The 22,816-nt window shown below is 73.3% G+C and carries 16 protein-coding genes; 8 read left to right on the top strand and 8 right to left on the bottom strand.

Features of this window, described 5'->3' with window-relative positions:
• Positions 1 to 302 precede the first annotated feature (302 nt).
• Positions 303 to 2,144: a glycoside hydrolase family 3 protein gene (locus OG393_RS21330; RefSeq protein ID WP_327376275.1), complete on the top strand. Its 1,842-nt coding sequence runs from the start codon at positions 303 to 305 to the stop codon at positions 2,142 to 2,144.
• A 99-nt stretch (positions 2,145 to 2,243) separates the two neighbouring features.
• On the opposite strand, the gene OG393_RS21325 is transcribed toward OG393_RS21330, so the two are convergent.
• The 5 genes from OG393_RS21325 to speB form a co-directional block, all read right to left on the bottom strand.
• Positions 2,244 to 3,698, bottom strand: coding sequence for an aminopeptidase (locus OG393_RS21325; RefSeq protein WP_327376274.1), 1,455 nt, complete (start codon positions 3,696 to 3,698; stop codon positions 2,244 to 2,246).
• 89 nt (positions 3,699 to 3,787) lie between these two features.
• Positions 3,788 to 4,195, bottom strand: coding sequence for a hypothetical protein (locus OG393_RS21320; protein WP_442817340.1), 408 nt, complete (start codon positions 4,193 to 4,195; stop codon positions 3,788 to 3,790).
• A 377-nt stretch (positions 4,196 to 4,572) separates the two neighbouring features.
• A complete protein-coding gene (locus OG393_RS21315) occupies positions 4,573 to 8,286 on the bottom strand; it encodes an ABC transporter ATP-binding protein (RefSeq protein WP_327376273.1) in 3,714 nt (1,237 codons plus the stop codon).
• 256 nt (positions 8,287 to 8,542) lie between these two features.
• Positions 8,543 to 10,225: a thiamine pyrophosphate-binding protein gene (locus OG393_RS21310; RefSeq protein WP_327376272.1), complete on the bottom strand. Its 1,683-nt coding sequence runs from the start codon at positions 10,223 to 10,225 to the stop codon at positions 8,543 to 8,545.
• Between the two features lie 138 nt (positions 10,226 to 10,363).
• Positions 10,364 to 11,341 (bottom strand): agmatinase, encoded by a 978-nt coding sequence (speB, locus tag OG393_RS21305; RefSeq protein ID WP_327376271.1) that lies wholly within the window; start codon positions 11,339 to 11,341, stop codon positions 10,364 to 10,366.
• A 110-nt stretch (positions 11,342 to 11,451) separates the two neighbouring features.
• On the opposite strand from speB, the gene OG393_RS21300 reads away from it, so the two are divergent.
• Positions 11,452 to 12,897, top strand: coding sequence for a PucR family transcriptional regulator (locus tag OG393_RS21300; protein WP_327376270.1), 1,446 nt, complete (start codon positions 11,452 to 11,454; stop codon positions 12,895 to 12,897).
• Positions 12,898 to 12,933: 36 nt separating this feature from the next.
• Here the strand turns inward: OG393_RS21300 and OG393_RS21295 are convergent, their stop codons facing one another.
• Complete coding sequence (locus tag OG393_RS21295; protein WP_327376269.1) at positions 12,934 to 13,107, bottom strand: M48 metallopeptidase family protein; 174 nt, start codon at positions 13,105 to 13,107, stop codon at positions 12,934 to 12,936.
• A gap of 495 nt (positions 13,108 to 13,602) precedes the next feature.
• Here OG393_RS21295 and OG393_RS21290 point away from each other — a divergent pair, with 495 nt between their 5' ends.
• From OG393_RS21290 to OG393_RS21280, 3 genes are all read left to right on the top strand, one after another.
• Positions 13,603 to 14,760 carry an acyl-CoA dehydrogenase family protein gene (locus tag OG393_RS21290; protein ID WP_327376268.1) on the top strand — a complete coding sequence of 386 codons (1,158 nt, stop codon included), beginning with the start codon at positions 13,603 to 13,605 and terminating at the stop codon, positions 14,758 to 14,760.
• On the top strand, positions 14,761 to 15,633 hold the full coding sequence (gene tesB / locus OG393_RS21285; RefSeq protein ID WP_327376267.1) for an acyl-CoA thioesterase II: 873 nt from the start codon (positions 14,761 to 14,763) through the stop codon (positions 15,631 to 15,633).
• Positions 15,634 to 15,775: 142 nt separating this feature from the next.
• A complete protein-coding gene (locus OG393_RS21280) occupies positions 15,776 to 16,594 on the top strand; it encodes an alpha/beta fold hydrolase (RefSeq protein ID WP_327376266.1) in 819 nt (272 codons plus the stop codon).
• Positions 16,595 to 16,740: 146 nt separating this feature from the next.
• On the opposite strand, the gene OG393_RS21275 is transcribed toward OG393_RS21280, so the two are convergent.
• Positions 16,741 to 17,517: a phosphatase gene (locus tag OG393_RS21275; protein WP_327376265.1), complete on the bottom strand. Its 777-nt coding sequence runs from the start codon at positions 17,515 to 17,517 to the stop codon at positions 16,741 to 16,743.
• 61 nt (positions 17,518 to 17,578) lie between these two features.
• Entirely contained in the window at positions 17,579 to 18,166 is a 588-nt protein-coding gene (locus tag OG393_RS21270; RefSeq protein WP_327376264.1) for an SACE_7040 family transcriptional regulator, read from the bottom strand.
• Between the two features lie 87 nt (positions 18,167 to 18,253).
• Between OG393_RS21270 and OG393_RS21265 the strand changes: the two genes are divergently transcribed.
• Genes OG393_RS21265 through OG393_RS21255 form a run of 3 tightly spaced genes read left to right on the top strand, consistent with a single transcriptional unit; the run spans position 18,254 to position 22,816 of the window.
• Positions 18,254 to 19,870, top strand: a complete 1,617-nt coding sequence (locus OG393_RS21265; RefSeq protein ID WP_327376263.1) for a carboxyl transferase domain-containing protein — start codon at positions 18,254 to 18,256, stop codon at positions 19,868 to 19,870.
• A gap of 13 nt (positions 19,871 to 19,883) precedes the next feature.
• Positions 19,884 to 21,881 carry an ATP-binding protein gene (locus OG393_RS21260; RefSeq protein WP_327378501.1) on the top strand — a complete coding sequence of 666 codons (1,998 nt, stop codon included), beginning with the start codon at positions 19,884 to 19,886 and terminating at the stop codon, positions 21,879 to 21,881.
• A complete protein-coding gene (locus OG393_RS21255) occupies positions 21,878 to 22,816 on the top strand; it encodes a hydroxymethylglutaryl-CoA lyase (protein ID WP_327376262.1) in 939 nt (312 codons plus the stop codon). Before OG393_RS21260 ends, OG393_RS21255 begins: the two co-directional genes overlap by 4 nt.

Raw genomic sequence — 22,816 nt, 5'->3', positions numbered from 1 at the left:
CCGGAGAAGGGGGCCGGTCCGTCCGGCCCCGGTCCCGACGCGGCGGCTGTGGGCGCTGTGGCCTGTGAGGGGCCCGTCGCCCCGCGATCACCGATGGCCGTGCACGTCCTCCGGGACGTCCGGCCGACGGTGTCGGCGGCACTCTGACCCGGCGCCGGCCGGGGTGCCTCCGGGCCGCGTTCCGCCGCGCCCCGCGCACCACGCCGTCCCTTCGCCGCGCGGGTCCTTGACCGGCAGTTACTTTCGGGCTATCCGTGGCTCCTTGGAAGTTTCCATCACCCCGCAGGCCGGAAGGAGCATCAGTGCACCACCGTGCCACCTCCAGACGCACCCTTCTCACCGTCACCGCCGCCGGGGCCGCCGCGGCCGTCACCGGCGCGTCCTCCCCGCTCGCCCGCGCGGCTCACGGGTCCTCCCCCTCCGGGGCCGGGGACCACGAGACCCGGCTGCGCGGGCTCATCGCCGGCCTGACACCGCAGGAGAAGGTCGGCCAGCTCTTCGTCATGCGGGTGTACGGCCATTCCGCCACCGCCCCGGACCAGGCCGACATCGACGCCAACCTCACGGAGATCGGCGTCCGCACCGCCGCCGAGCTCGTCGAGACCTACCACGTCGGCGGGATCATCTACTTCGGCTGGGCGCACAACACCCGTGATCCGCACCAGATCGCCGAGCTGTCCAACGGCATCCAGCGGGCCGGCCTCGCCCAGCGCACCCCGCTCCCCCTGCTGATCTCCACGGACCAGGAGCACGGCGCCGTCTGCCGGATGGGCAGACCCGCCACCCTGCTCCCCGGTGCGATGGCGCTCGGGGCCGGAGGCTCGCGGTCCGACGCCCGGACGGCCGCCCGGATCGCGGGCGCCGAGCTGGCGGCCGTCGGCATCCGGCAGAACTACGCGCCGGTCGCGGACGTCAACGTCAACCCCGTCAACCCGGTCATCGGCGTCCGTTCCTTCGGCTCCGAACCGCGTGCCGTCGCCGGGCTGGTCGCGGCCCAGGTCGAGGGCTACCAGCGGGCCGGGGTCGCGGCCACCGCCAAGCACTTCCCCGGCCACGGCGACACGGCCGTCGACAGCCACTACGGTCTGCCGACCATCACGCACACCCGGGCGCAGTGGGCCGCGCTCGACGCGCCGCCGTTCCGCGCCGCGATCGCCGCCGGGGTCGACTCGATCATGACGGGTCACCTCGTCGTCCCCGCGCTCGACCCCAGCGAGGACCCGGCGACGCTCTCCCGTCCGATCCTGACCGGCATCCTGCGGGAGAGGCTCGGCTACGACGGCGTGGTGGTGACCGACGCCCTCGGGATGGAGGGGGTTCGGACGAAGTACGGCGACGCGCGGGTCCCGGTCCTGGCGCTCAAGGCCGGCGTCGACCAGTTGCTCAACCCGCCGAAGCTGGACGTCGCCTGGAACGCCGTCCTCGATGCCGTGAAGAGCGGCGAACTGGCCGAGTCCCGGATCGATGAATCGATCCTGCGCATCCTGCGTCTCAAGGCGAGGCTGGGGTTGTTCCGGGAGCCGTACGTCAGCCGGGCCGGCGTGGACCGCGCGGTCGGCGTCCCGGCCCACCTCGGCCGCGCCGACCGCATCGCCGAGCGGACCACGACGCTGCTCCGCAACGAGGGGCGGTTGTTGCCGCTGTCGAACCGTGCTCACCGCGACGTCCTGGTCGTCGGCGCCGATCCCGTCTCGCCGTCCGGTACGGCCGGGCCGCCGACCGCCACGATGGCCGCCGCCTTCACCGAACTCGGCTTCACCGCGACGGCGTTGTCCACCGGCGTCTCCCCGAGCGCCGCGCGGATCGAGGAGGCGGTGGCCGCGGCGGCGGGCCGGGACGTGGTCGTCGTCGGCACCTACGACGTCGACGCGGCCAGCTCCCAGCGGACCCTCGTCTCCCGCCTGGCCGCGACCGGCGTGCCCGTGGTGACGGTGGCGCTCCGCAACCCGTACGACATCGCGCAGCTCAGCGGTCAGCGGGCGACCGTCGCCGCGTACGCCTGGACCGACGTCGAACTGCGGGCGGCGGTCCGGGTCCTCGCGGGCCGGGCGCGGCCCGAGGGGCGGCTTCCGGTGCCCGTGCCACGGGCGGACGACCCGACACGGGTACTGCACCCCGTGGGTTTCGGCCTGTCGTACCGGTGAACCCCTGAAGGGGTGGGCAGCGGCACGGGGGCCCCGGCGTGAAGACCGGTGCGGCCGGGCCCCGGAGGGCGCCGGCCGCACGTGGTCAGGCTCCGGGGGTCACGGCCGCAGGCCGTGCTCCCGGGAGGACACCTCGTCGTCCACGGTGTCGAGGCGCGCGTCGAAGCGGGCCAGCGGGCGAGCCTCGGCGGTCGCCTCGGCGTCGACGCCGGCCCAGGCCAGGATGCGGGCGGTGGCCTTGGCGCGCTCGGCGTCGCGCAGGGCCGAGACGGTGGCGCCGTGGTTGGCGCCCGGCGCGTAGTAGACGTAGCTGTCCCGCGCGCCCCGGCCGAGGTGGAAGGGCTCGGCGCCCCACGGGTCGTCGGCGCCGTAGACGAAGAGCATCCGGTGCGCGTGCCTGCGGACCCAGTCGTCCACGTCCCGCATGACCCACGGCTTGAACCTCACCGGGATCTCACGCGGGACGAAGCTGCGGGCCGGCTGGTACCCGTAGCGGCTCAGGCCCTTGAGGTGCGGCTGCTCGATGGTGGGGCTGCCGAGTTCGGTCGCCGCCTGGTAGTAGTACGGGGTGTACGGCTCCAGGCCCTGGTCGCTGTAGAAGGCCCAGCCGGAGTAGGCGTCGATCGTTTCGTAGACGGTGTCGTCGCTCGCGGTCGTGGCGTCCGGGATCTTCTCGCACACCTCCTGGCCGTTGTACTGCCAGAAGGCCCAGACGAAGTCGAGGACGACGGCCTCGTAGGCCCGGTCGAGGGAGCCGAGGGTGCGGAAGGTGGCCCCCTCGGCCGCGGCCCACTCCGCGTACTTCTTCTCGAGCGGCGCGCGGCGGACCAGTGCCTCGCGCTGCATCGCGTTGAGGCGGTCGCGGCAGTCCTCGGTCCCGACGCGCGCGAAGAACCGGTCGTACGCCGAGTCCTCCCTGTCGACCACGTCGTTGGGCGCGACGTAGGCGACCACGCCGTCCATGTCGCGCGGGTAGTGGCGCTCGTAGTACGTGGCTGTCATGCCTCCCTTGGAGGCGCCGGTGGAGAGCCACTTCTTCCCGTAGATCCGCTTCAGGGCGGTGAAGATGCGGTGCTGGTCGCTGGCGGCCTGCCAGATGTCCAGCGTGGACCAGTCGGCGGGCTGTGGCCGGGAGGGCGTGAAGAAGCGGTACTCCATGGAGACCTGGTTGCCGTCGATGATCCGGGTGGGCTCACGGCGGCTGGGGTTGGTGTTCAGCGCGTAGCCGCCGGTGTGGAAGACGGTCGGCCGGTCCGTGCCCTTGTGGAGGAGGGAGAGGCGCTGCTTGAACGTTCCTCTCCACGGGCGCCGGTGGTCGACCGGCTGGGTGTACTCGAGGACGAAGAAGCGGTAGCCGGCGTAGGGCTTCTCCTCGATCAGGCTCATCCCGGGGATCGCCAGGATGCGGTCCTCGATGTCCGCGGTGGCGGACGTTCCGGCGCTCGTGGCACCGGACGGGCCGACGGCCGGCTCCGCGGCGGTAGCCGCGCCGGTCGCACCGACGGTGCCTATGAGCACCGCGAGCGACAGCAGCCATCTCAGCGACTTGCGCATTCACCCTCCCCTTGACTCACAACGGTGTCGCGAACCTAGCGGGGCGAACACATGTGCCGCCAGACGAAGTTGACCCTTGCGGCGGGATTTCAGCAGAGGATCCACCCGGTCGCCACACGGTGTCCCGCGATGCTGCCGGAGGCGCGGACGCAGCGGTGCAGGGCGTGGACGGTGACGGGGCCGGCCTGGCGGGTGAAGCGTCCGCCGTCGACGACGGGACGCCCTCCGCGGGGCTGGAGCGAGACGGACATCGCCCGCCGGGCCCCGGGGTTCTTGGCGACGGTCAGGGCGCACACGTACTGCCGGGTCCTGTAGAGGCGCAACTCGCCGGTGGCGAAGCGCACGGTCTTCGCGGGCCGCCCGCTGCACACCGAGGCGGCGTCCGCGGAGGCCACGCCAGGCCCGCCGAGGAGGAGCGCGCCCGCTGTGAGGAAGGCCGCCGTCAACTGCGCGAGCCAGCACGTTCCGTGCCTTCCCCGTCCCGCCCTACCGAACACGCGAACCCCTCCCGTCCCTGTGTCGTACTTGCGTACGACGCACGGGAGCCCCGGGCGGTTGCCTCGGCCGTCGGCCTCACCCGCGATCGGCCGGGACCCACCGGGCCGCGCCCCGGCCGCTCCCCCTCGGCCGTGTGCGGCGGGCGCGGGGAGATTGGCCGGAAGTAACCGGTGACGGAACCACCGGGACCGGTGGCGGGCGGGACGGCCGGGCGGAAGCCGCGACGGACGGGAGAAGCGATCCGGGCGGCGGCGGTCCGGAGGGACGGTCGGCGGGCAGGGCCGGCCGTCCCGGCACTTCGGCCGGCGGGCGGACGCGCCATGGCACGCGTCCGCCTGCCGGTCGAAGGCCACCCGGCAGGCTCGCGGCTTTGAGCTCAGACCCGCTCGGGCTCCTCCTCGCCTATGAAGGTGCGCCACAGCTCCGCGTAGGCGCCTCCGCGCAGCAGCAGTTCGTCGTGGGTGCCGTCCTCGGCGACTCTGCCGTCGGCCATCACGATCACCCGGTCCGCGCGGGCGGCGGTGGTGAGGCGGTGCGCGACGACCAGGGTCGTACGGCGGCCCACGAGGCGGTCGGTGGCCTGGTTGACCTGGGCTTCGGTGGCCAGGTCGAGCGCGGCCGTCGCCTCGTCGAGGAGGAGGACGTCCGGGTCGACGAGTTCCGCGCGGGCCAGCGCGATCAGCTGACGCTGACCGGCCGAGAGGTTGCGGCCCCGTTCGGCGACCTCGTGCAGGTAACCGCCGTCCAGGGTGGCGATGACATGGTGCGCGCCGACCGCGCGGGCCGCCGCCTCGACCTCGGCGTCGGTCGCGTCGGGACGGCCGTAGGCGATGGCGTCGCGGACCGTGCCGGCGAAGAGGTACGCCTCCTGGGGCACCACGCCGAGCCGGTGGCGGTACGCCGTGAGATCCAGGTCCCGCAGGTCGGTGCCGTCGGCGGTGACCCGGCCGCCGGTCGGGTCGTAGAACCGGGCGACCAGCTTGACCAGGGTGGACTTCCCGGAGCCGGTCTCGCCGACGAAGGCGACGGTCTGGCCTGCCGGGATGCGCAGGTCGATCCCGGTCAGGGCCTCCTCCTCGGAGCCGTAGGCGAAGGAGACGTTCTCGAAGGCGATCTCGCCGCGCAGCGACGACACGTCGAGAGGCCGGTCGGCCGGGGCCGTGGAGGTCGGCTCGCGGAGCAGCTCCTGCATCCTCCCCAGCGAGACGGTGGCCTGCTGGTAGCCGTCGAAGACCTGGGAGAGCTGCTGCACGGGTGCGAAGAACAGGTCGATGTAGAGGAGGTAGGCGACCAGGGCACCGGTGGTCAGGGTGCCCGCCTCGATCCGGTTGGCGCCGATGACCATGACGGCGGCGGCGGCCACGGACGACAGGAGCGTGACGAAGGGGAAGTAGACCGAGATCAGCCACTGTCCCCGGACGCGCGCGTCGCGGTAGTCGTCGCTGCGCGCGGTGAACCGGGCCACACCGTCGCGTTCGCGGCGGAACGCCTGCACGATCCGCAGGCCGGAGACCGACTCCTGGAGGTCGGCGTTGACGACACTGATCCGCTCGCGGGCGAGTTCGTACGCCTTGACGCTGGAGCGGCGGAAGAAGTAAGTGCCGACGGCGAGGACGGGGAGCGTCGCGAAGACGACCAGGGCGAGGTGCAGGTCGAGCACGAGCAGCGCGACCATGATCCCGAAGAAGGTGACGACGGAGACGAAGGCGGTGACCAGACCGGTCTGGAGGAAGGTGGAGAGGGCGTCCACGTCCGTCGTCATCCGGGTCATGATCCGGCCGGTCAGTTCGCGCTCGTAGTAGTCGAGGCCGAGCCGCTGGAGCTGGGCGAAGATCTTCAGCCGCAGGGCGTAGAGGATCCGCTCGCCGGTGCGGCCGGTCATCCGGATCTCGGCGGTCTGCGCGACCCACTGCACGAGGACGGCCAGCAGGGCGAGCGCGGACGCGGTCCAGACGGCGGCCAGGGCGAGCCTGTTGACGCCGTCGTCGATGCCGTGGCGGATCAGGACCGGCAGCAGCAGGCCCATGCCCGCGTCGACGGCGACCAGGCCGAGGCTGAGGAGCAGCGGCAGCCCGAAGCCGCGCAGCAGCCGGCGAAGCCCGTAGGAGACCTCGGGGGCGACGGCGCGGGCCTCGTCGATGCCGGGGGTGCCGGTGGCCGGGGGGAGGGCCTCGACGGCGGCGAGCAGTTCGGGTGTGGCGCCGGGTGCGGCGGCCTCCCCGGCCGGCTCCTCCTCGCGGACCCAGAGGGCGGGGGTGATGCCGCGCTCGGCGTCGAACTCGGCGTCCAGCTCGGCGCGGAGGGAGTCGTCCTCGGGGGTCTCGGCCGCAGGGAGGTGTCCGGGTGAGACGCCGCCGAGTTCATCGGGGTCGGTGAGCAGTCTGCGATAGAGCGCGGAGCGCTTCTCCAGCTCGTCGTGGGTGCCGATGTCGGAGAGCCGGCCGTCGTCGAGGACGGCGATCCGGTCGGCGAGACCGAGAGTGGAGCGCCGGTGGGCGATGAGGAGGGTGGTGCGGCCGGCCATCACGGAGGAGAGCGCTTCGTGGATCTCGTGTTCCACACGCGCGTCGACGGCGGAGGTGGCGTCGTCGAGGAGGAGCAGCCGGGGGTCGGTGAGGATGGCGCGGGCGAGGGCGACGCGCTGGCGCTGACCGCCGGAGAGGGTCAGGCCGTGTTCGCCGACCTTGGTGTCGTAGCCGTCGGGCAGCGCGGCGATGAAGCGGTCCGCCTGGGCGGCGCGGGCGGCGGTCTCGATCTGCTCCTGGGTGGCGCCGGGGTGGCCGTACGCGATGTTGGCGCGGACGGTGTCGGAGAAGAGGAAGCTGTCCTCCGGTACGAGTCCGATGGCGGCGCGCAGCGAGTCGAGGGTCAGTTCGCGGACGTCGTGGCCGCCGACGAGGATCGCGCCGTGGGTGACGTCGTAGAAGCGGGGCAGCAGGAGCGAGACGGTGGACTTGCCGCTGCCGGAGGCGCCGACGACGGCGACGGTCTCACCGGAGCGGATCTGCAGGGAGAAGCCGTCGAGGACGGGGCGGCCGTCGTCGTAGGCGAAACTCACGTCGTCGAACTCGACGGTGGCCGCGGCGTCCGAGGGGAGCTCCTTGGTGCCGTCCCGCAGGGTGGGCTCGGTGTCGATGAGCTCCAGGACGCGATCGACGCCGGCGCGGGCCTGCTGGCCGACGGTGAGGACCATGGCGAGCATGCGGACGGGGCCGACGAGCTGGGCGAGGTAGGTGGAGAAGGCCACGAAGGTGCCCAGCGTGATCTGGCCGCGGGTGGCGAGCCAGCCGCCGAGGGCGAGGACGGCGACCTGACCGAGGGCGGGAACGGCCTGCAGGGCGGGGGTGTACCGGGCGTTCAGCCCGATGGTCCGCAGTCGGCCCGCGAAGAGCTTGCGGCCGGCCGCGCGGATCTTGCCGGTCTCCTGGTCCTCCTGTCCGAAGCCCTTGACGACCCGGACACCGGTGACGGAGCCGTCGACGACACCGGCCACGGCCGCGGCCTGCGCCTGCGCGTACCAGGTGGCGGGGTGCAGCCGGGTACGGCTGCGCTTGGCGATGAACCAGAGCGCGGGGGCGACGGCGAGGGCGACGAGGGTGAGCGGAAGGGACAGCCAGGCCATCACGACCAGGGAGATGAGGAAGAGCAGGAAGTTCCCGATGGTCATCGGGAGCATGAAGAGCAGGCCCTGGATGAGCTGGAGGTCGCTGGTGGCCCGTCCGACGACCTGGCCGGTGGACAGTTCGTCCTGGCGGCGGCCGTCGAGCCTGGTGATGGTCCCGTACATATCGGTCCGCAGGTCGTGCTGGACGTCGAGCGCGAGCCGGCCGCCGTAGTAACGCCGGATGTAGGTGAGGCCGTAGACGAGGACGGCGGAGCCGAGCAGGAGTCCGGTCCAGACGCCGAGGGAACGGGTGCCCTCGCCGATGACGTCGTCGATGATCACCTTGGTGATGAGCGGCGCCAGGGCCAGTACGGCCATGCCGACGAGGGAGGACCCGAGTGCGAGCACGACGTTCGCCCGGTACCGCCACGCGTACCCGGCCAGCCTGCGCGCCCAGCCCTGCTCTGTGTGCCCCACCGCCGCCACCTGGCGCCTCCCGTTCGTCCTGATCTGCCGGAAGGCACCAACGCGGCGGGCGCGTGATTTCATCCCGCGGCGGCGAAGGTCCGCGAAGTACGGTCCGAGGACCCAGCCCGGCCTCTCCCGGTCCTAGGACGGTCCCGGGCCGGCGCCAGGACGGTCCTAGGACGGTCCCGGGGGTGGCGACGCCCGACCTCGTGACGCGGCGCGGGGAGAGGACGGCCCCGGCCGGAGCCCGCCGCCGGAGGCCGGCGGCGGGCGCTCAGAGGTGGGTCGGTTCGAACATCCTCAGCAGGGCGGGGAGGACCACCACCGAAGGGCCGGGGGTCGCCAGGGCCTCCCTGAGGTCCTCCGTCAGGGACTCCGGTGTCGCGCGGACCGCCGGCACGCCGAAGGACTCGGCCAGCGCCACGAAGTCCGGGCGGGCCAGTTCGGTGCCCGTGGCCTCGCCGAAGGCGTCCGTCATGTACGCGCGCAGGATGCCGTAGCCGCCGTCGTCGACGATCAGCCAGGTCACGTCGAACCCGTACTGCTTCGCCGTCGCCAGCTCCGCGATCGAGTACATCGCGCCGCCGTCACCCGACACCGCCAGCACCGGCCGGGTCGGGTCCGCCGCCGCCGCGCCCAGGGCCGCCGGGAAGCCGTAGCCGAGGCCGCCGGCTCCCTGGGCGGAGTGCATGGTGTTGGGGTGGCGGGCGTCGAAGGCGGACCAGGCCCAGTAGGCCAGGATCGTCATGTCCCAGAAGCTGGGCGAGGTGTCGGGCAGCGCCGCGCGGACCGAGGCGACGACCCGCTGCTCCAGGCCCAGGTCCTGTGCCGCGATCCGGTCGCTGATCCGGGTCAGGACGTCGGCCACACGTTCCGGGGCGCCCGTGTCCGTACGGACCGGCACCGTCTCCAGGAGGGCCGCGAGACCGAGACGGGCGTCCGCGTGGATGCCGAGCGCGGGGTGGTTGGACTCCAGTTTCCCGGCGTCGGCCTCGATCTGGATCACCCGGCCGCGCGGGGCGAAGGTGCGGTAGTTCGAGGACAGCTCGCCGAGTCCGGAGCCGACCACCAGCAGGACGTCCGCGTCCTCCAGGAACTCGGTGGTGTGGCGGTCCTCCAGCCAGGACTGGAGCGAGAGCGGGTGCTCCCACGGGAAGGCGCCCTTGCCTCCGAAGGTGGTGACGACCGGCGCGTCGATCCGCTCGGCGAGCGCGCGCAGCTTGCCCGAGGCGTCCGCGCGCACCACACCGCCGCCGGCGATGATCGCGGGGCGTTCGGCGTGCGCCAGCAGATGGGCCGCCACCGCCGTCAGCTCGGGGCGGGGTACGACCTCCTCCGGCGTGGCGTCCATCGCCGTGACGACCGGCAGGATCGTCTCCGTGAGCAGCACGTCCTGAGGGATCTCCACCCACACCGGACCGTGCGGGGCGGTCAGCGCCGACTCCCAGGCCGCCGCGATCGCCGAGGGGATCTGCGAGGGGGTCCGGACGGTGTGCACGGACTTCACGACGTCCCGGAAGGACGCCTGCTGGTCGCGCAGTTCGTGGAGATAGCCGTGTCGCCCGCCGCCGAGGCCGGCCGCCGGGATCTGGCTGCCGATCGCCAGGACGGGGGCGGAGGCCGCCGCGGCCTCCTGGAGCGCCGCCAGCGACATCAGCGCGCCCGGCCCGGTGGACAGCAGCAGCGGGGCCGCCTCGCCGGTCACCCTTCCGTAGGCGTCGGCGGCGAAGCCCGCGTTGTTCTCCACGCGCAGGCCGACGTACCGGAGCGTCGAGCGGCGCAGCGCGTCGAACATCCCCAGGGCGTGTTGTCCGGGCAGGCCGAAGACCGTGGTCGCGCCGAGCCCGGAGAGGGTCTCGATGACGAGGTCGCCGCCGGTGCGGCCGGCCGGCGGGTGGAGCGCGGCGGCCGTCTGCGCCTCGGTGGGGCGCAGCACCAGGTCGTGGTCGTGGGTCATGGACGGTCCCGTCGGAGGTGGCGTGCGGGCAGCGGGGCGAGGGCCGGGCGCGGGGCCCGGGGCGGCACGGGACACCGGGGGCGGCGGGCGCGGCTCCCGGTGCGCGCCGGGGCGGCCGGCCCCGGCGCGACGGGGGCGTCAGCCCGCGGTACGGCTCGCGGCGATCTGCCGCGACATGATCGTCGTCAGCTCGTAGGCCGTGTGGGAGGCGGCGACGGAGGTGATCTCGGCGTGGTCGTAGGCGGGGGCGACCTCGACGACGTCGGCGGAGACCAGGTTGCAGGAGGACAAGCCGCGCAGGATCTCCAGCAGCTCGCGGGAGGTCATGCCGCCCGCCTCCGGGGTGCCGGTGCCGGGCGCGTGCGCCGGGTCGAGGCAGTCGATGTCGATGGAGATGTACAGCGGGCGGTCGCCGATGCGCTGGCGCAGCTGGTCGGCGACCTCGTCGGCGCCGCGCCGGTAGACGTCGGCGGAGGTGACGATGCCGAAGCCCATCTTCTCGTCGTCGGTGAGGTCCTGCTTGCCGTAGAGCGGGCCGCGGGTGCCGACGTGGGAGAGCGCCTCGGTGTCGAGGATGCCCTCCTCCACGGCACGACGGAACGGCGTGCCGTGGGTGTACTCGGCGCCGAAGTACGTGTCCCAGGTGTCGAGGTGCGCGTCGAAGTGGAGCAGCGCGACCGGGCCGTGCTTCTTGGCGACCGAGCGCAGCAGCGGCAGCGCGATGGTGTGGTCGCCGCCGAGGGTCATCATGCGGGCGCCGGTGCCGAGCAGGTCGTCCGCGGCGGCCTCGATGGTCTCGACGGCCTCGTTGATGTCGAACGGGTTGGCGGCGATGTCGCCGGCGTCCGCGACCTGCGCGAGGGCGAACGGCGAGGCGTCCTGCGCCGGGTTGTAGGGGCGGAGCAGGCGGGACGCCTCGCGGATCGCGTTGCCGCCGAAGCGTGCCCCGGGGCGGTAGGAGACACCGCTGTCGAAGGGGACACCGACGACGGCCACGTCGGCGGTGCCGACCTCGTCGAGCCGCGGCAGCCGGGCGAACGTCGCGGGACCGGCGTACCGCGGGACGCGGGACGAGTCGGTCGGGCCGCGGAACGCGTTCTGGTCGCTGCTGCTCATGTCGGGTCCTCCTGGATGCCTGGGGGTGTGCCTCGACAGTAGGTCGCGGGACGCCACCACAGAAGTGTACGTTTCCTCCATCGCGTAGCTCTTGAATGTACGAAGGGTCCATGGTCGTGTCCGTGCCGGAGCGCATCTCCACTCCCCCCGCCCCTCCCGTGGCGCTCGGCGCGCTCCTGGAGCGGGGCGACCTCGGCCTGCGGCTGCTCACGGGGCCGCGCGACACGTCGCTCCACTGGGTACACACCTCGGAGATGTCCGATCCCTATCCGTACCTGCTCGGCGGCGAGCTGCTGATGACGGCGGGTGTGCAGCTGGCCGACCCGGAGCGGTACGTCGAGCGGGTGGTGGAGGCGGGGGCGGCGGCCCTCGGCTTCGGGGTGACGCCGGTGTACGACACGGTTCCGGCGGCCTTGGTCGACGCGTGCGCGCGGCACGGGCTGCCGTTGCTCGAAGTACCGCCGGGCACCCCGTTCACGGCGGTGGCACGGGCGGTCTGGCGGCTGATGGCCGAGGCTCGCCACCACGAGCTGCGCCGGGTGACCGAGGCCCAGCAGTCACTGGCGGTGGCGGCTGCCCGGCCGGCCCCGGTGCCGGCGGTCCTCGGCGCGCTCGCGTCCCGGCTGGGCGGCCGGGCGGAGCTCTTCGGACCGGACGGCGCGGTGTCCGCGGCGGCCGGCCGCGCGGTCCCCGCGGACGCCGCGCGGGCCCTCGCGGAGCTGGCCGGCGTCCTGGGGCCGCGTCCGGGCGCGCCGGCCTCGGCGAGCGGCGACGGGGGCGGGCTGCGGCTCGCCGCCTACGCGCTCGGTGGAGAGGAGGGGCTCACCCTGGGCGTGGCGACGGAGCGGCGCGAGCCGGGCGACCACACGATCGCGGGAGTGGCCGTGGTGCTGCTCTCCCTGCTGACGGCCCCGCACCGGGGCGCGGACGCGGCCGTACGGGACGGGGCGCTGGTCCGGCTGCTCCTGGGCGCCTCCCCGGCCGAAGCCGCGTCCGCCTTGGACCCGGGCCCGTGGACGGTGGTCCACGCGAGGGGCGGCGACGGCACCCCGTTCGCGGCGGCGGGCCTGGCGGCGGCACTGGGGACGACGCTGCTGGAGGGGGACTCCCCCGTACGCCTCCTCCTGCCCGCCTCGTCCCCCGCCACGGCCCGGCCCGGCTGGACCCTCGGGGTGAGCTCCCCCGCCGGGGCGTCCGGCCTCGTGGCAGCCGACGCACAGGCGGCGCGGGCGCTGCGCCGGGCGGAGGCGACCCGGAGGCCCCTGGTCCGCCACCACCCGGGCGGCCTCACGTCCCTCGTGGACACCGACGAGGCCGCGGCCCATGCCCGCGCCCTGCTCGCTCCACTGGACGGTGAACCGCTCACCGAGACCCTGCGTTCCTGGCTCTCGCTGCACGGGGGCTGGGACCGGACGGCCGTGGCGATGGGCGTGCACCGCAACACCGTCCGGCAGCGGATCGCCCGCTGCGCGGCCCTGCTCGAACGGGACCTGGACGACCCGGACGTGCGGATGGAGCTGTGGTTCGCGCTCGGCTCCGTGCGGGCCGGAGCCTGATCCACGGCTTGGGGCTACGTGGTGTCCCCCCTCCACCTACGCCGCCCGAGTTCGTCCGGTTCGTCTCTCCTCGTATTCGGGCGGAGCCCGTCCGAGCCGGCGCCGGAAGTCCGCCCCGTGCCCGGACGCACGCACGTGGGCGAGCTCAGGGGCGATCACGTAGTCGACGAGATGCGTGGGCAGCTGGAACAGCGGCCACCCCAGACGCATGCGGCCGACTCCGGCCTGGTCTCTTGGCGGGAGGCAGCCGCCCCAGCGGCGGTGAGGTCGGCCACGTCCACCATCGGCTCCGCGCCCCCCGTTCGTGCCGCCCGCGGCTGGACGCGGCCGCCGGCCCACTCCCGGCCGACGCGGCAGTCGATCCGGCGCGGCAGCGAAGGGAACCGGGACGCCTGGAAGAGCTACTGGTCGACGCACAGGTCCTAACCCTGAGCGCGAACGGCCGTTTCGTATCAGTACCCGGCGGCCCTCAGGCCCTTCTCAACGAATTCGAACACTTCGGTGGAGGGATCGCGCTGGCGGCCGGGCGGAGGTCATGGGGCCGGCCGCACGACGAGCGCCGCGGTGACAGGGGAGACGGCCGGGTGGCCGGATTCCACCGGGACGCGGCGTGGGACGTATCACTCTGGACAGTTTCGACGACCGACGGGTAACTTGACTGAGCAAGCGCTTAGCCAAGGGCCCGCACATCGGAGGAGTCGTACCGTGCGCCGTACCGTATTCAACGAGGACCACGAGGCGTTCCGGGAGACCATCCGCGCCTTCATCGAGGCCGAGGTCGTTCCCGTCTACGACGAGTGGTTCGCCGCGGGCCAGGCGCCGCGCGAGTTCTACGACAAGCTCGGCGAGCTGGGCGTCTTCGGCATCAACGTGCCCGAGGAGTTCGGCGGCGCCGGGCTGGACACCCACAAGTTCGAGGCGGTCCTCTACGAGGAGACCTCGCGCGCCGGCGTGCAGTTCGGCGGTTCCGGCGTGCACGTGCTGCTCGCTCTGCCCTACATCAAGATGCTCGCCACCGACGAGCAGAAGAAGCGTTACCTCCCGAAGTTCGTCTCCGGTGAGGAGATGTGGGCGCTGGCGATGACCGAGCCGGGCACCGGCTCCGACGTCGCGGGCATGAAGACCACCGCCAAGCTCGCGGAGGACGGCACGCACTACGTCCTCAACGGTGCCAAGACCTTCATCACCGGCGGCGTCCACGCCGACCGCGTGATCGTCTGCGCCCGCACCTCCGCCCCGACGGCCGAGGACCGCCGCTTCGGCATCTCCCTCTTCGCCGTGGACACCACGTCCGAGGGCTACTCCATCGGCCGCAAGCTGGACAAGCTCGGCCTGCGCACCTCCGACACCGCCGAGCTGGCGTTCGTCGACGTGAAGGTGCCGGTCGAGGACCTGCTCGGCGAGGAGGGCAAGGGCTTCTCCTACCTCGGCCACAACCTGGCCTCCGAGCGCTGGGGCATCGCCTTCGGCGCCTACGCCCAGGCCAAGGCGGCGATCCGGTTCGCCAAGGAGTACGTCACGGACCGCACGGTCTTCGGCAAGCCGGTCGCGCACTTCCAGAACACGAAGTTCGAGCTGGCCGCCTGCCAGGCCGAGGTGGACGCCGCCGAGGCCGTCGCCGACCGCGCGCTGGAGGCCCTGGACGCGGGCGAGCTGACCCCCGCCGAGGCCGCCAGCGCCAAGCTGTTCTGCACCGAGGTCGCGCACCGCGTGATCGACCGCTGCCTCCAGCTGCACGGCGGCTACGGCTACATGAACGAGTACCCGATCGCCCGCCTCTACGCCGACAACCGCGTCAACCGCATCTACGGCGGCACCAGCGAGATCATGAAGTCGATCATCGCCAAGTCGATGGGCCTGTAAGTGCCCGAGGAGCACAGCGCACTGGATGGCCTCCTCGATCTGCTCGACCTGGAGCGGATCGAGGAGAACATCTTCCGCGGACAGTCGCGGTCGGCCGTGGTACCCCGCGTCTTCGGCGGCCAGGTGGCCGCCCAGGCGCTGGTGGCGGCCGGCCGGGCCGTCCCCGGGGACCGGCTCGCGCACTCCCTGCACGCCTACTTCCTGCGGCCGGGTGACCCCGGCGCGCCGATCGTCTACACGGTCGATCGCATCCGGGACGGCCGCTCCTTCACCACCCGCCGGGTCGTCGCCGTCCAGCACGGGCAGCCGATCTTCCACCTCTCCGCCTCCTTCCAGGCAGACGAGGAGGGGCTGGAGCACCAGTACCCGATGCCCTCGGCACCGGACCCGGAGACCCTGCCGACGGCGGCGGAGATGCTGCCCCGGTACCTTCCGGCGGACGTGGCCGAGCGGCTCGTCCAGGCGCGCGGCGCGGTGGACCTGCGGTACGTCGACGCACCCCCGTGGGGCAGCGTCGGCGAACCGCGCGAACCACGCTCGCAGGTGTGGTTCCGCACCAACGGCAAGCTGGCCGACGATCCGCTGTTGCACGTCTGCCTGGCCACCTACGTCTCCGACATGACGCTGCTCGACTCGGTGCTCCTCGCCCACGGGCGGGGCGGCTGGGCCGTCGGCGACGTGGTGGGCGCCTCGCTGGACCACGCGATGTGGTTCCACCGGCCGTTCCGGGCCGACGAGTGGCTGCTGTACGACCAGGAGTCCCCGTCCGCCTCGGGCGGACGCGGACTCGGCCAGGCCCGGATCTACACCCAGGACGGGAAGCTGGCGATCTCGGTCATCCAGGAGGGCGTCGTCCGCGTGCCGCGCGGCTGAGAGCCTGTCGGGTGGCCTCTGCCCGGGGCTACCCCGGACCTGGGCCGCCCGGCGCGCGATGCCCCGCGCCGGGCTCCGCCGTACGCGTGACCCCCGGCGCGGTCCCGGGTACCGCGCGGACCGGCGCTGGTAGGAACACGGCATGCCACAGCTGAGCGCCAACGGAGTCGAACTTTTCTACGAGGTCACGGGAGAGGGAGAGCCGCTGATCCTCGTCCACGGGTCGTGGAACGACCACCGGAGCTGGCAGCCCGCCGTCGACGCCGGGCTGGGATCGTCCTTCCGTGTCATCCGCTATGACCGCCGCGGCCACGGGCGGAGCACGGACACCGAGGGTCAGGGAACCCGGCGCCGGGACGAGGACGACCTGGCCGAGCTGATCGAGCGGCTCGGCGACGGCTCCGCGCACGTCGCCGCCGGCTCCTTCGGGGCCTCCGTCACGCTGGGACTCGCCACCCGCCGCCCCGAACTGCTGCGGCGCGTCGTGGTCCACGAACCGCCGCTCGTCGGGATCGTGGCCGACGACCCGGACACCCTCGCCGAGATGCAGCCGATGATGACCTCGGTCGACGCCGTCATGGACCACCTCCGCAGGGGGGAGTACGAGCAGGGGGCTCGACTGTTCGTCGAGGAGGTCACCCTCGGGCCCGGCATGTGGGACCAGCTCCCCGAACACCTGCGCGCGTCGTTCGTGACCCACGCCGGCACGTGGCTGGACGAACAGACCGACCCCGGCTGGGCCGATCTCGACCTGGACGGGCTGTCCGCCTGCGCGGCTCCCGTGCTGTTGTCCGGCGGCGGCACCAGCCCGAGGTGGTGCTCCGTGGTCCTGGAACGGCTGGCCGCGGCGCTGCCCCAGGCACGGCGCCACCTCTTCGAGGGCGCCGGGCACGTCCCCCATGTCACGCATCCGCAGGAGTACGCGGAGACCGTCATCCGCTTCCTGCGGGACACGCCCTGAGCGACCGCCCCCGGGGCGGCGGCCCCTGAACGACGGCTCCCGACCGGCCTCCGGCGGACCACGGCCCGGGAGGGCGAGCGGGTGACCGGACCCGACCAGTCCCCCGGCGGCCGGGGCGCCGCGGACTCCCGACGGGCCCCAGAACCTCAGGCCGTGAGCCCCGCCGCGTCCAGCAGGTACGCCGTCATCGGCTCGTAGAAACGCGGGTCCACGACGTGGTCGTCGAGCGGGACCGTCACCTGCATCGTGCCCTCGGCCTCGCCGATGAACAGGGCCGGGTCGTTACAGTCGGCGTAGCCGACGGAGTCGACGCCGCGCTGCGCAGCGCGGCCCGCCCACCCGTGGTCGGCCACGACGAGATCCGGCCGGCCGTCCTCCCCGAGGGCGTCCAGGACGGCGTTCATCGGCTCCGGGGAATGAGTGTGCCAGAGGCTGGCGCCGCGCTCGAAGACGGCGACGTCGGCGAACTGCACGACGTAGCCCTCGTCGGCGACCAGTCCACCGGGGATGCGGACGATGTCGCAGCCCTTCGCCCGCAGGGCGGCGGCGACCCGGCCGTGGGCGTCGATCAGGGCGCCGGGGTGCCCGGTCGCGAAGAGCACCCGCTCCTTGCCGGCGGCGGCCTTGCGCAGTCGGGCGGCCATCCGGTCGAGGGCGTCGACGGTCAGTTCGGGGTCGATGGTGTCCTGCCCGGCGCGATGGGCCGGATCATCGATCACACCGCACCGCTCGGCCATCACGGCGAGCACGTCCTGCTCGTCGGCCCACCGGTCACCGAGTTCCAGGCCGAGCCAGTAGTGCCGGTCGCCGTTGGCGAGCTTGCGGTAGTGGGAGAGGTTGTTGTCGCGCGGGGTGGCGACGTCTCCCGCGATACGGGTCCGGACGAGGTGCTCGACGAGGGCGGGGCGGCTGAGTATCGGCATGGGGACATTCTGCCGGGCCGCGGCGCCGGCGGCCGCCGGGTCCCACGCCGTGGACCGGTGGTCACGCCTCGGCCAGCGCTCCGAAGGCCCCGTGCGCCAGGCGTCTGAGGAGCTTCTCCATCGACGGGCGGCCGAGCGCCGCGAGGTGCGGGGTCGAGTTCAGCAGCCCGAACACCGCGTGGACCGCCGCCCGCGCCTCCGACTCCCCCGCCGCCGGGTACAGCTCGCGCACGACCGCCACCCACAGCTCCACGTACTGCCGCTGGAGCTGGCGAACCCGCTTGCGGTCCTCGTCCTTCAGCCGGTCCAGCTCCCGGTCGTGGAGGGTGATCAACGGCCTGTCGTCGAGCGCGAAGTCGATGTGGCCGTCGATGAGCGCGCCGAGCAGCGCCCGCGGGTCTCCGGTGGCCTCGCCCGCCCGCAGCCGCCCGCCGTCGAGCAGCCTCTCGCTGATCCCGACGAGCAGCTCCGCCAGCATCGCGTCCTTGCCCGCGAAGTGCCGGTAGAGCCCGGGGCCGCTGATCCCGACGGCAGCCCCTATCTCGTCCACCCCCACCCCGTGGAAGCCGCGCTCGGCGAAGAGGCGGGCGGCCTCCTTGAGGATCTGCTCGCGGCGCGTCGGGGCGTCGGTCCTGGCGGTGGTGGTCATGGATCCGATTCTAGACAATGCCGTTAGCGGTCGTTAACCTGGAGGACATACGTTAACGCTCATTAACCGAGCAAGGGAGCTCGAGGGATGCAGCAGGCACCTGTGCTGACGAGCGCGGCGGACCCCGCGTCGCCGGCCTGGCAGGCCAACGAGGCGGCCCATCACGAGCTGGCGGCGACCCTGCGCGCCAAGCTCGCCGCGGTCGCGCTCGGCGGCGGCGAGAAGGCCCGCGCCCGGCACACCGCGCGCGGCAAGCTGCTGCCGCGGGACCGGGTGGACACGCTTCTCGATCCGGGGTCGCCCTTCCTGGAGCTGGCCCCCCTCGCGGCGAACGGCATGTACGACGACCAGGCGCCCGCCGCCGGCGTGATCGCCGGCATCGGCCGGGTCTCGGGCCGCGAGTGCGTGATCGTCGCCAACGACGCGACCGTCAAGGGCGGCACCTACTACCCGATGACGGTGAAGAAGCACCTCCGGGCCCAGGAGGTGGCACTGGAGAATCGTCTCCCCTGCCTCTACCTCGTCGACTCGGGCGGTGCCTTCCTGCCCATGCAGGACGAGGTCTTCCCGGACCGCGAGCACTTCGGCCGGATCTTCTACAACCAGGCCCGGATGTCCGGTGCCCGCATCCCGCAGATCGCGGCGGTCCTCGGCTCGTGCACGGCCGGCGGGGCCTACGTGCCGGCGATGAGCGACGAGGCGGTGATCGTGCGGAACCAGGGCACGATCTTCCTGGGCGGACCGCCCCTGGTGAAGGCCGCCACCGGCGAGGTCGTGACGGCCGAGGAGCTGGGCGGCGGAGAGGTCCACTCCCGGACCTCCGGCGTCACCGACCATCTCGCCGAGGACGACGCCCACGCGCTGCGCATCGTCCGCAACATCGTCGCGACGCTCCCCGGACGCGGCCCGCTGCCCTGGTCGGTCGAGCCGGTCGAGGAGCCGAAGGTCGACCCGGCGGGGCTCTACGGAGCGGTGCCGGTGGATTCCCGCACCCCGTACGACGTGCGCGAGGTCATCGCGCGGATCACCGACGGCTCACGCTTCCAGGAGTTCAAGGCGGAGTACGGGCAGACGCTGGTCACCGGCTTCGCCCGGATCCACGGTCACCCGGTGGGGATCGTGGCCAACAACGGCATCCTGTTCTCCGAGTCCGCGCAGAAGGGCGCGCACTTCGTCGAGCTGTGCGACCAGCGCGGCATCCCGCTGCTGTTCCTCCAGAACATCTCCGGCTTCATGGTGGGCCGGGACTACGAGGCGGGCGGCATCGCCAAGCACGGCGCCAAGATGGTGACCGCCGTGGCGTGCACCCGGGTGCCGAAGCTGACGGTCGTCGTCGGCGGCTCCTACGGCGCGGGCAACTACTCGATGTGCGGCCGGGCGTACTCGCCCCGCTTCCTGTGGATGTGGCCCAACGCCAAGATCTCCGTCATGGGAGGCGAGCAGGCCGCGTCGGTGCTCGCGACGGTCAAGCGCGACCAGCTGGAGGGGCGCGGCGAGAGCTGGGCCACCGAGGACGAGGAAGCGTTCAAGGACCCGATCCGCGCGCAGTACGAGCAGCAGGGCAACGCCTACTACGCGAGCGCCCGGCTGTGGGACGACGGCGTCATCGACCCGATGGACACCCGGCAGGCGGTGGGCCTCGCGCTCACCGCGTGCGCCAACGCCCCGCTCGCCGAACCCGCCTTCGGCGTCTTCCGGATGTGAGTGACAGATGACCATGTTCGACACAGTCCTGGTCGCCAACCGCGGCGAGATCGCGGTGCGGGTCATCCGCACGCTGCGCGCCATGGGCGTCCGTTCCGTCGCCGTCTTCAGCGACGCGGACCGTGACGCCCGGCACGTGCGGGAGGCCGACACGGCGGTCCGGCTGGGACCGGCGCCGGCGGCCGACAGCTACCTGTCCGTGGAGCGGCTGCTGGAGGCCGCCCGCCGTACCGGCGCGCAGGCGGTCCACCCCGGCTACGGCTTCCTCGCCGAGAACGCCGTCTTCGCGCGGGCCTGCGCGGACGCGGGGCTGGCCTTCATCGGCCCGCCGGCGTCCGCGATCGCCCTGATGGGCGACAAGATCCGGGCGAAGGAGACGGTGAAGGCGGCGGGCGTGCCCGTGGTGCCGGGCGCCGCCGACCCCGAACTGGAGTCCGCCGCGCGGGAGCTGGGCGCGCCGGTCCTGCTGAAGCCGTCCGCGGGCGGCGGCGGCAAGGGCATGCGTCTGGTGCGCGACCTGTCGACGCTGACGGACGAGATCGCGTCGGCGCGGCGCGAGGCGCGGTCCTCGTTCGGCGACGACACCCTGCTGGTGGAGCGGTGGATCGACCGCCCGCGCCACATCGAGATCCAGGTGCTCGCCGACGCGCACGGGAACGTGGTGCACCTCGGGGAGCGCGAGTGCTCGCTCCAGCGGCGCCACCAGAAGGTCGTCGAGGAGGCGCCGAGTGTGCTGCTCGACGAGGAGACCCGGGCCGCGATGGGCGCGGCGGCCGTGGAGGCGGCCCGCTCCTGCGGGTATGTCGGCGCGGGCACGGTCGAGTTCATCGTGCCGGGCGTGGACCCCTCCTCGTACTACTTCATGGAGATGAACACCCGCCTCCAGGTGGAGCACCCGGTGACCGAGCTGGTGACCGGCGTCGACCTGGTGGAGTGGCAGCTGCGGGTGGCCGCGGGCGAGCCGCTGGGCTTCGGCCAGTCCGACGTGCGCCTGACAGGTCACGCGATCGAGGCGCGGATCTGTGCGGAGGACCCGGCGCGCGGCTTCCTGCCGTCCGGCGGGACGGTCCTGTCCCTGCGCGAGCCGCGGGGCGACGGGGTGCGGACGGACTCGGGCCTGAGCGAGGGCACGGAGGTCTCCAGCCTCTACGACCCGATGCTCTCGAAGGTCATCGTGCACGCGCCGGACCGGGCCACCGCGCTGCGCCGGCTGCGTGCGGCCCTGGCGGACACGGTGACGCTGGGCGTCCCCACCAACGCGGGGTTCCTGCGTCGGCTGCTCGCCCATCCGGACGTGGTGGCCGGCGACCTGGACACGGGTCTGGTGGAACGTGAGGCGGACGGGCTGGTACCCGAGGGCGTGCCGGAGGAGGTGTACGCGGCGGCGGCGCTGCTGCGCCAGTTCGCGCCGGAGTCCGGTGACGCCTCGGGCTGGACGGACCCCTTCGACGCCGCCGACGGCTGGCGGCTCGGCGGCCGGCCGGCCTGGACTCCACGGCCCTTCCGCGTCCCGGGCCGGGAACCGTCGACGGTGCGGGTGCGGGGGACGGCGGCGGAGGCCGAGCTCGTCCTCGGCGACACCGCGGCCGGGGAGGCCCCGGCGCGGGCCGGGGTCGGGGAGATCTCGGCGGACCGTGTCTCCGTCCGGCTGGACGGGCTGACCCACCACTTCCACCGCGCCGGCTCCGCCGAGGGGGTCTGGCTCGGCCGCGACGGGGACGCCTGGCACGTGCTCGACCACGATCCGGTGGCCAGCGCCCTGTCCGGTGCCGCGCACGCCGGCGCGGACACGCTCTCCGCGCCCATGCCCGGCACGGTCACCGTCGTCAAGGTGGCCGTCGGGGACGAGGTGGCGGCGGGACAGAGTCTGCTGGTCGTCGAGGCGATGAAGATGGAGCACGTCATCTCCGCCCCGCACGCGGGCACCGTCACCGAGCTGGACGTCACACCCGGCAACACCGTCGCCATGGACCAGGTGCTCGCCGTGGTGACCCCCAGGGAGGAATCATGACCACGGGCCTGCCCCTGCGCGTGCCCGCCCCCGGGCTGCCCGCCCGGGTCCGGATCCACGAGGTCGGACCCCGCGACGGGCTCCAGAACGAGAAGAGCGTCGTCCCGACCGCGGTCAAGGCCGAGTTCGTACGGCGTCTCGCGGCGGCCGGGCTCGGCACCGTCGAGGCGACCAGCTTCGTGCACCCCAGGTGGGTGCCCCAGCTGGCCGACGCCGAGGAGCTGTTCCCGCTGCTGGCCGGGGTGCCCGCCCGGCTGCCCGTCCTGGTGCCCAACGAGCGCGGCCTGGACCGCGCGCTGGCGCTCGGCGCCCGGGAGATCGCCGTCTTCGCCTCGGCCACCGAGTCCTTCGCCCGCGCCAATCTGAACCGGACCGTCGACGAGGCTCTGTCCATGTTCCGGCCGACCGTCACCCGGGCCATAGAGCACGGCGTGAAGGTGCGCGGATACCTCTCCATGTGTTTCGGCGACCCCTGGGAGGGGCCGGTCGCGGTCGAGCAGGTCGTCCGGGTCACCCGGGAGCTGGCCGACATGGGCTGTGACGAGCTGAGCCTCGGCGACACCATCGGCGTCGCCACCCCCGGGCACGTCGAGGCGCTGCTCGGCGCGCTCGCCGAGGCCGGCGTGCCCGCGTCCCGGCTGGCCGTGCACTTCCACGACACCTACGGCCAGGCACTCTCCAACACCCTCGCCGCGCTCCGGTGCGGCGTCACCACCGTCGACGCGTCCGCCGGCGGCCTCGGCGGCTGCCCGTACGCCAAGAGCGCCACCGGCAACCTCGCCACCGAGGACCTCGTGTGGATGCTCGACGGTCTCGGCATCGAGACCGGTGTCGACCTGGCCGCCCTCACCGCCACCAGCGTGTGGATGGCCGACCGACTGGGCCGACCCAGCCCTTCCCGTACCGTTCGCGCGCTCTCCCACAAGGAGTCCTAG

Origin of the sequence: Streptomyces sp. NBC_01216 (assembly GCF_035994945.1) — a bacterium.
Lineage (GTDB): Bacteria > Actinomycetota > Actinomycetes > Streptomycetales > Streptomycetaceae > Streptomyces.
This window is presented reverse-complemented; position numbering and strand designations above follow the sequence as displayed.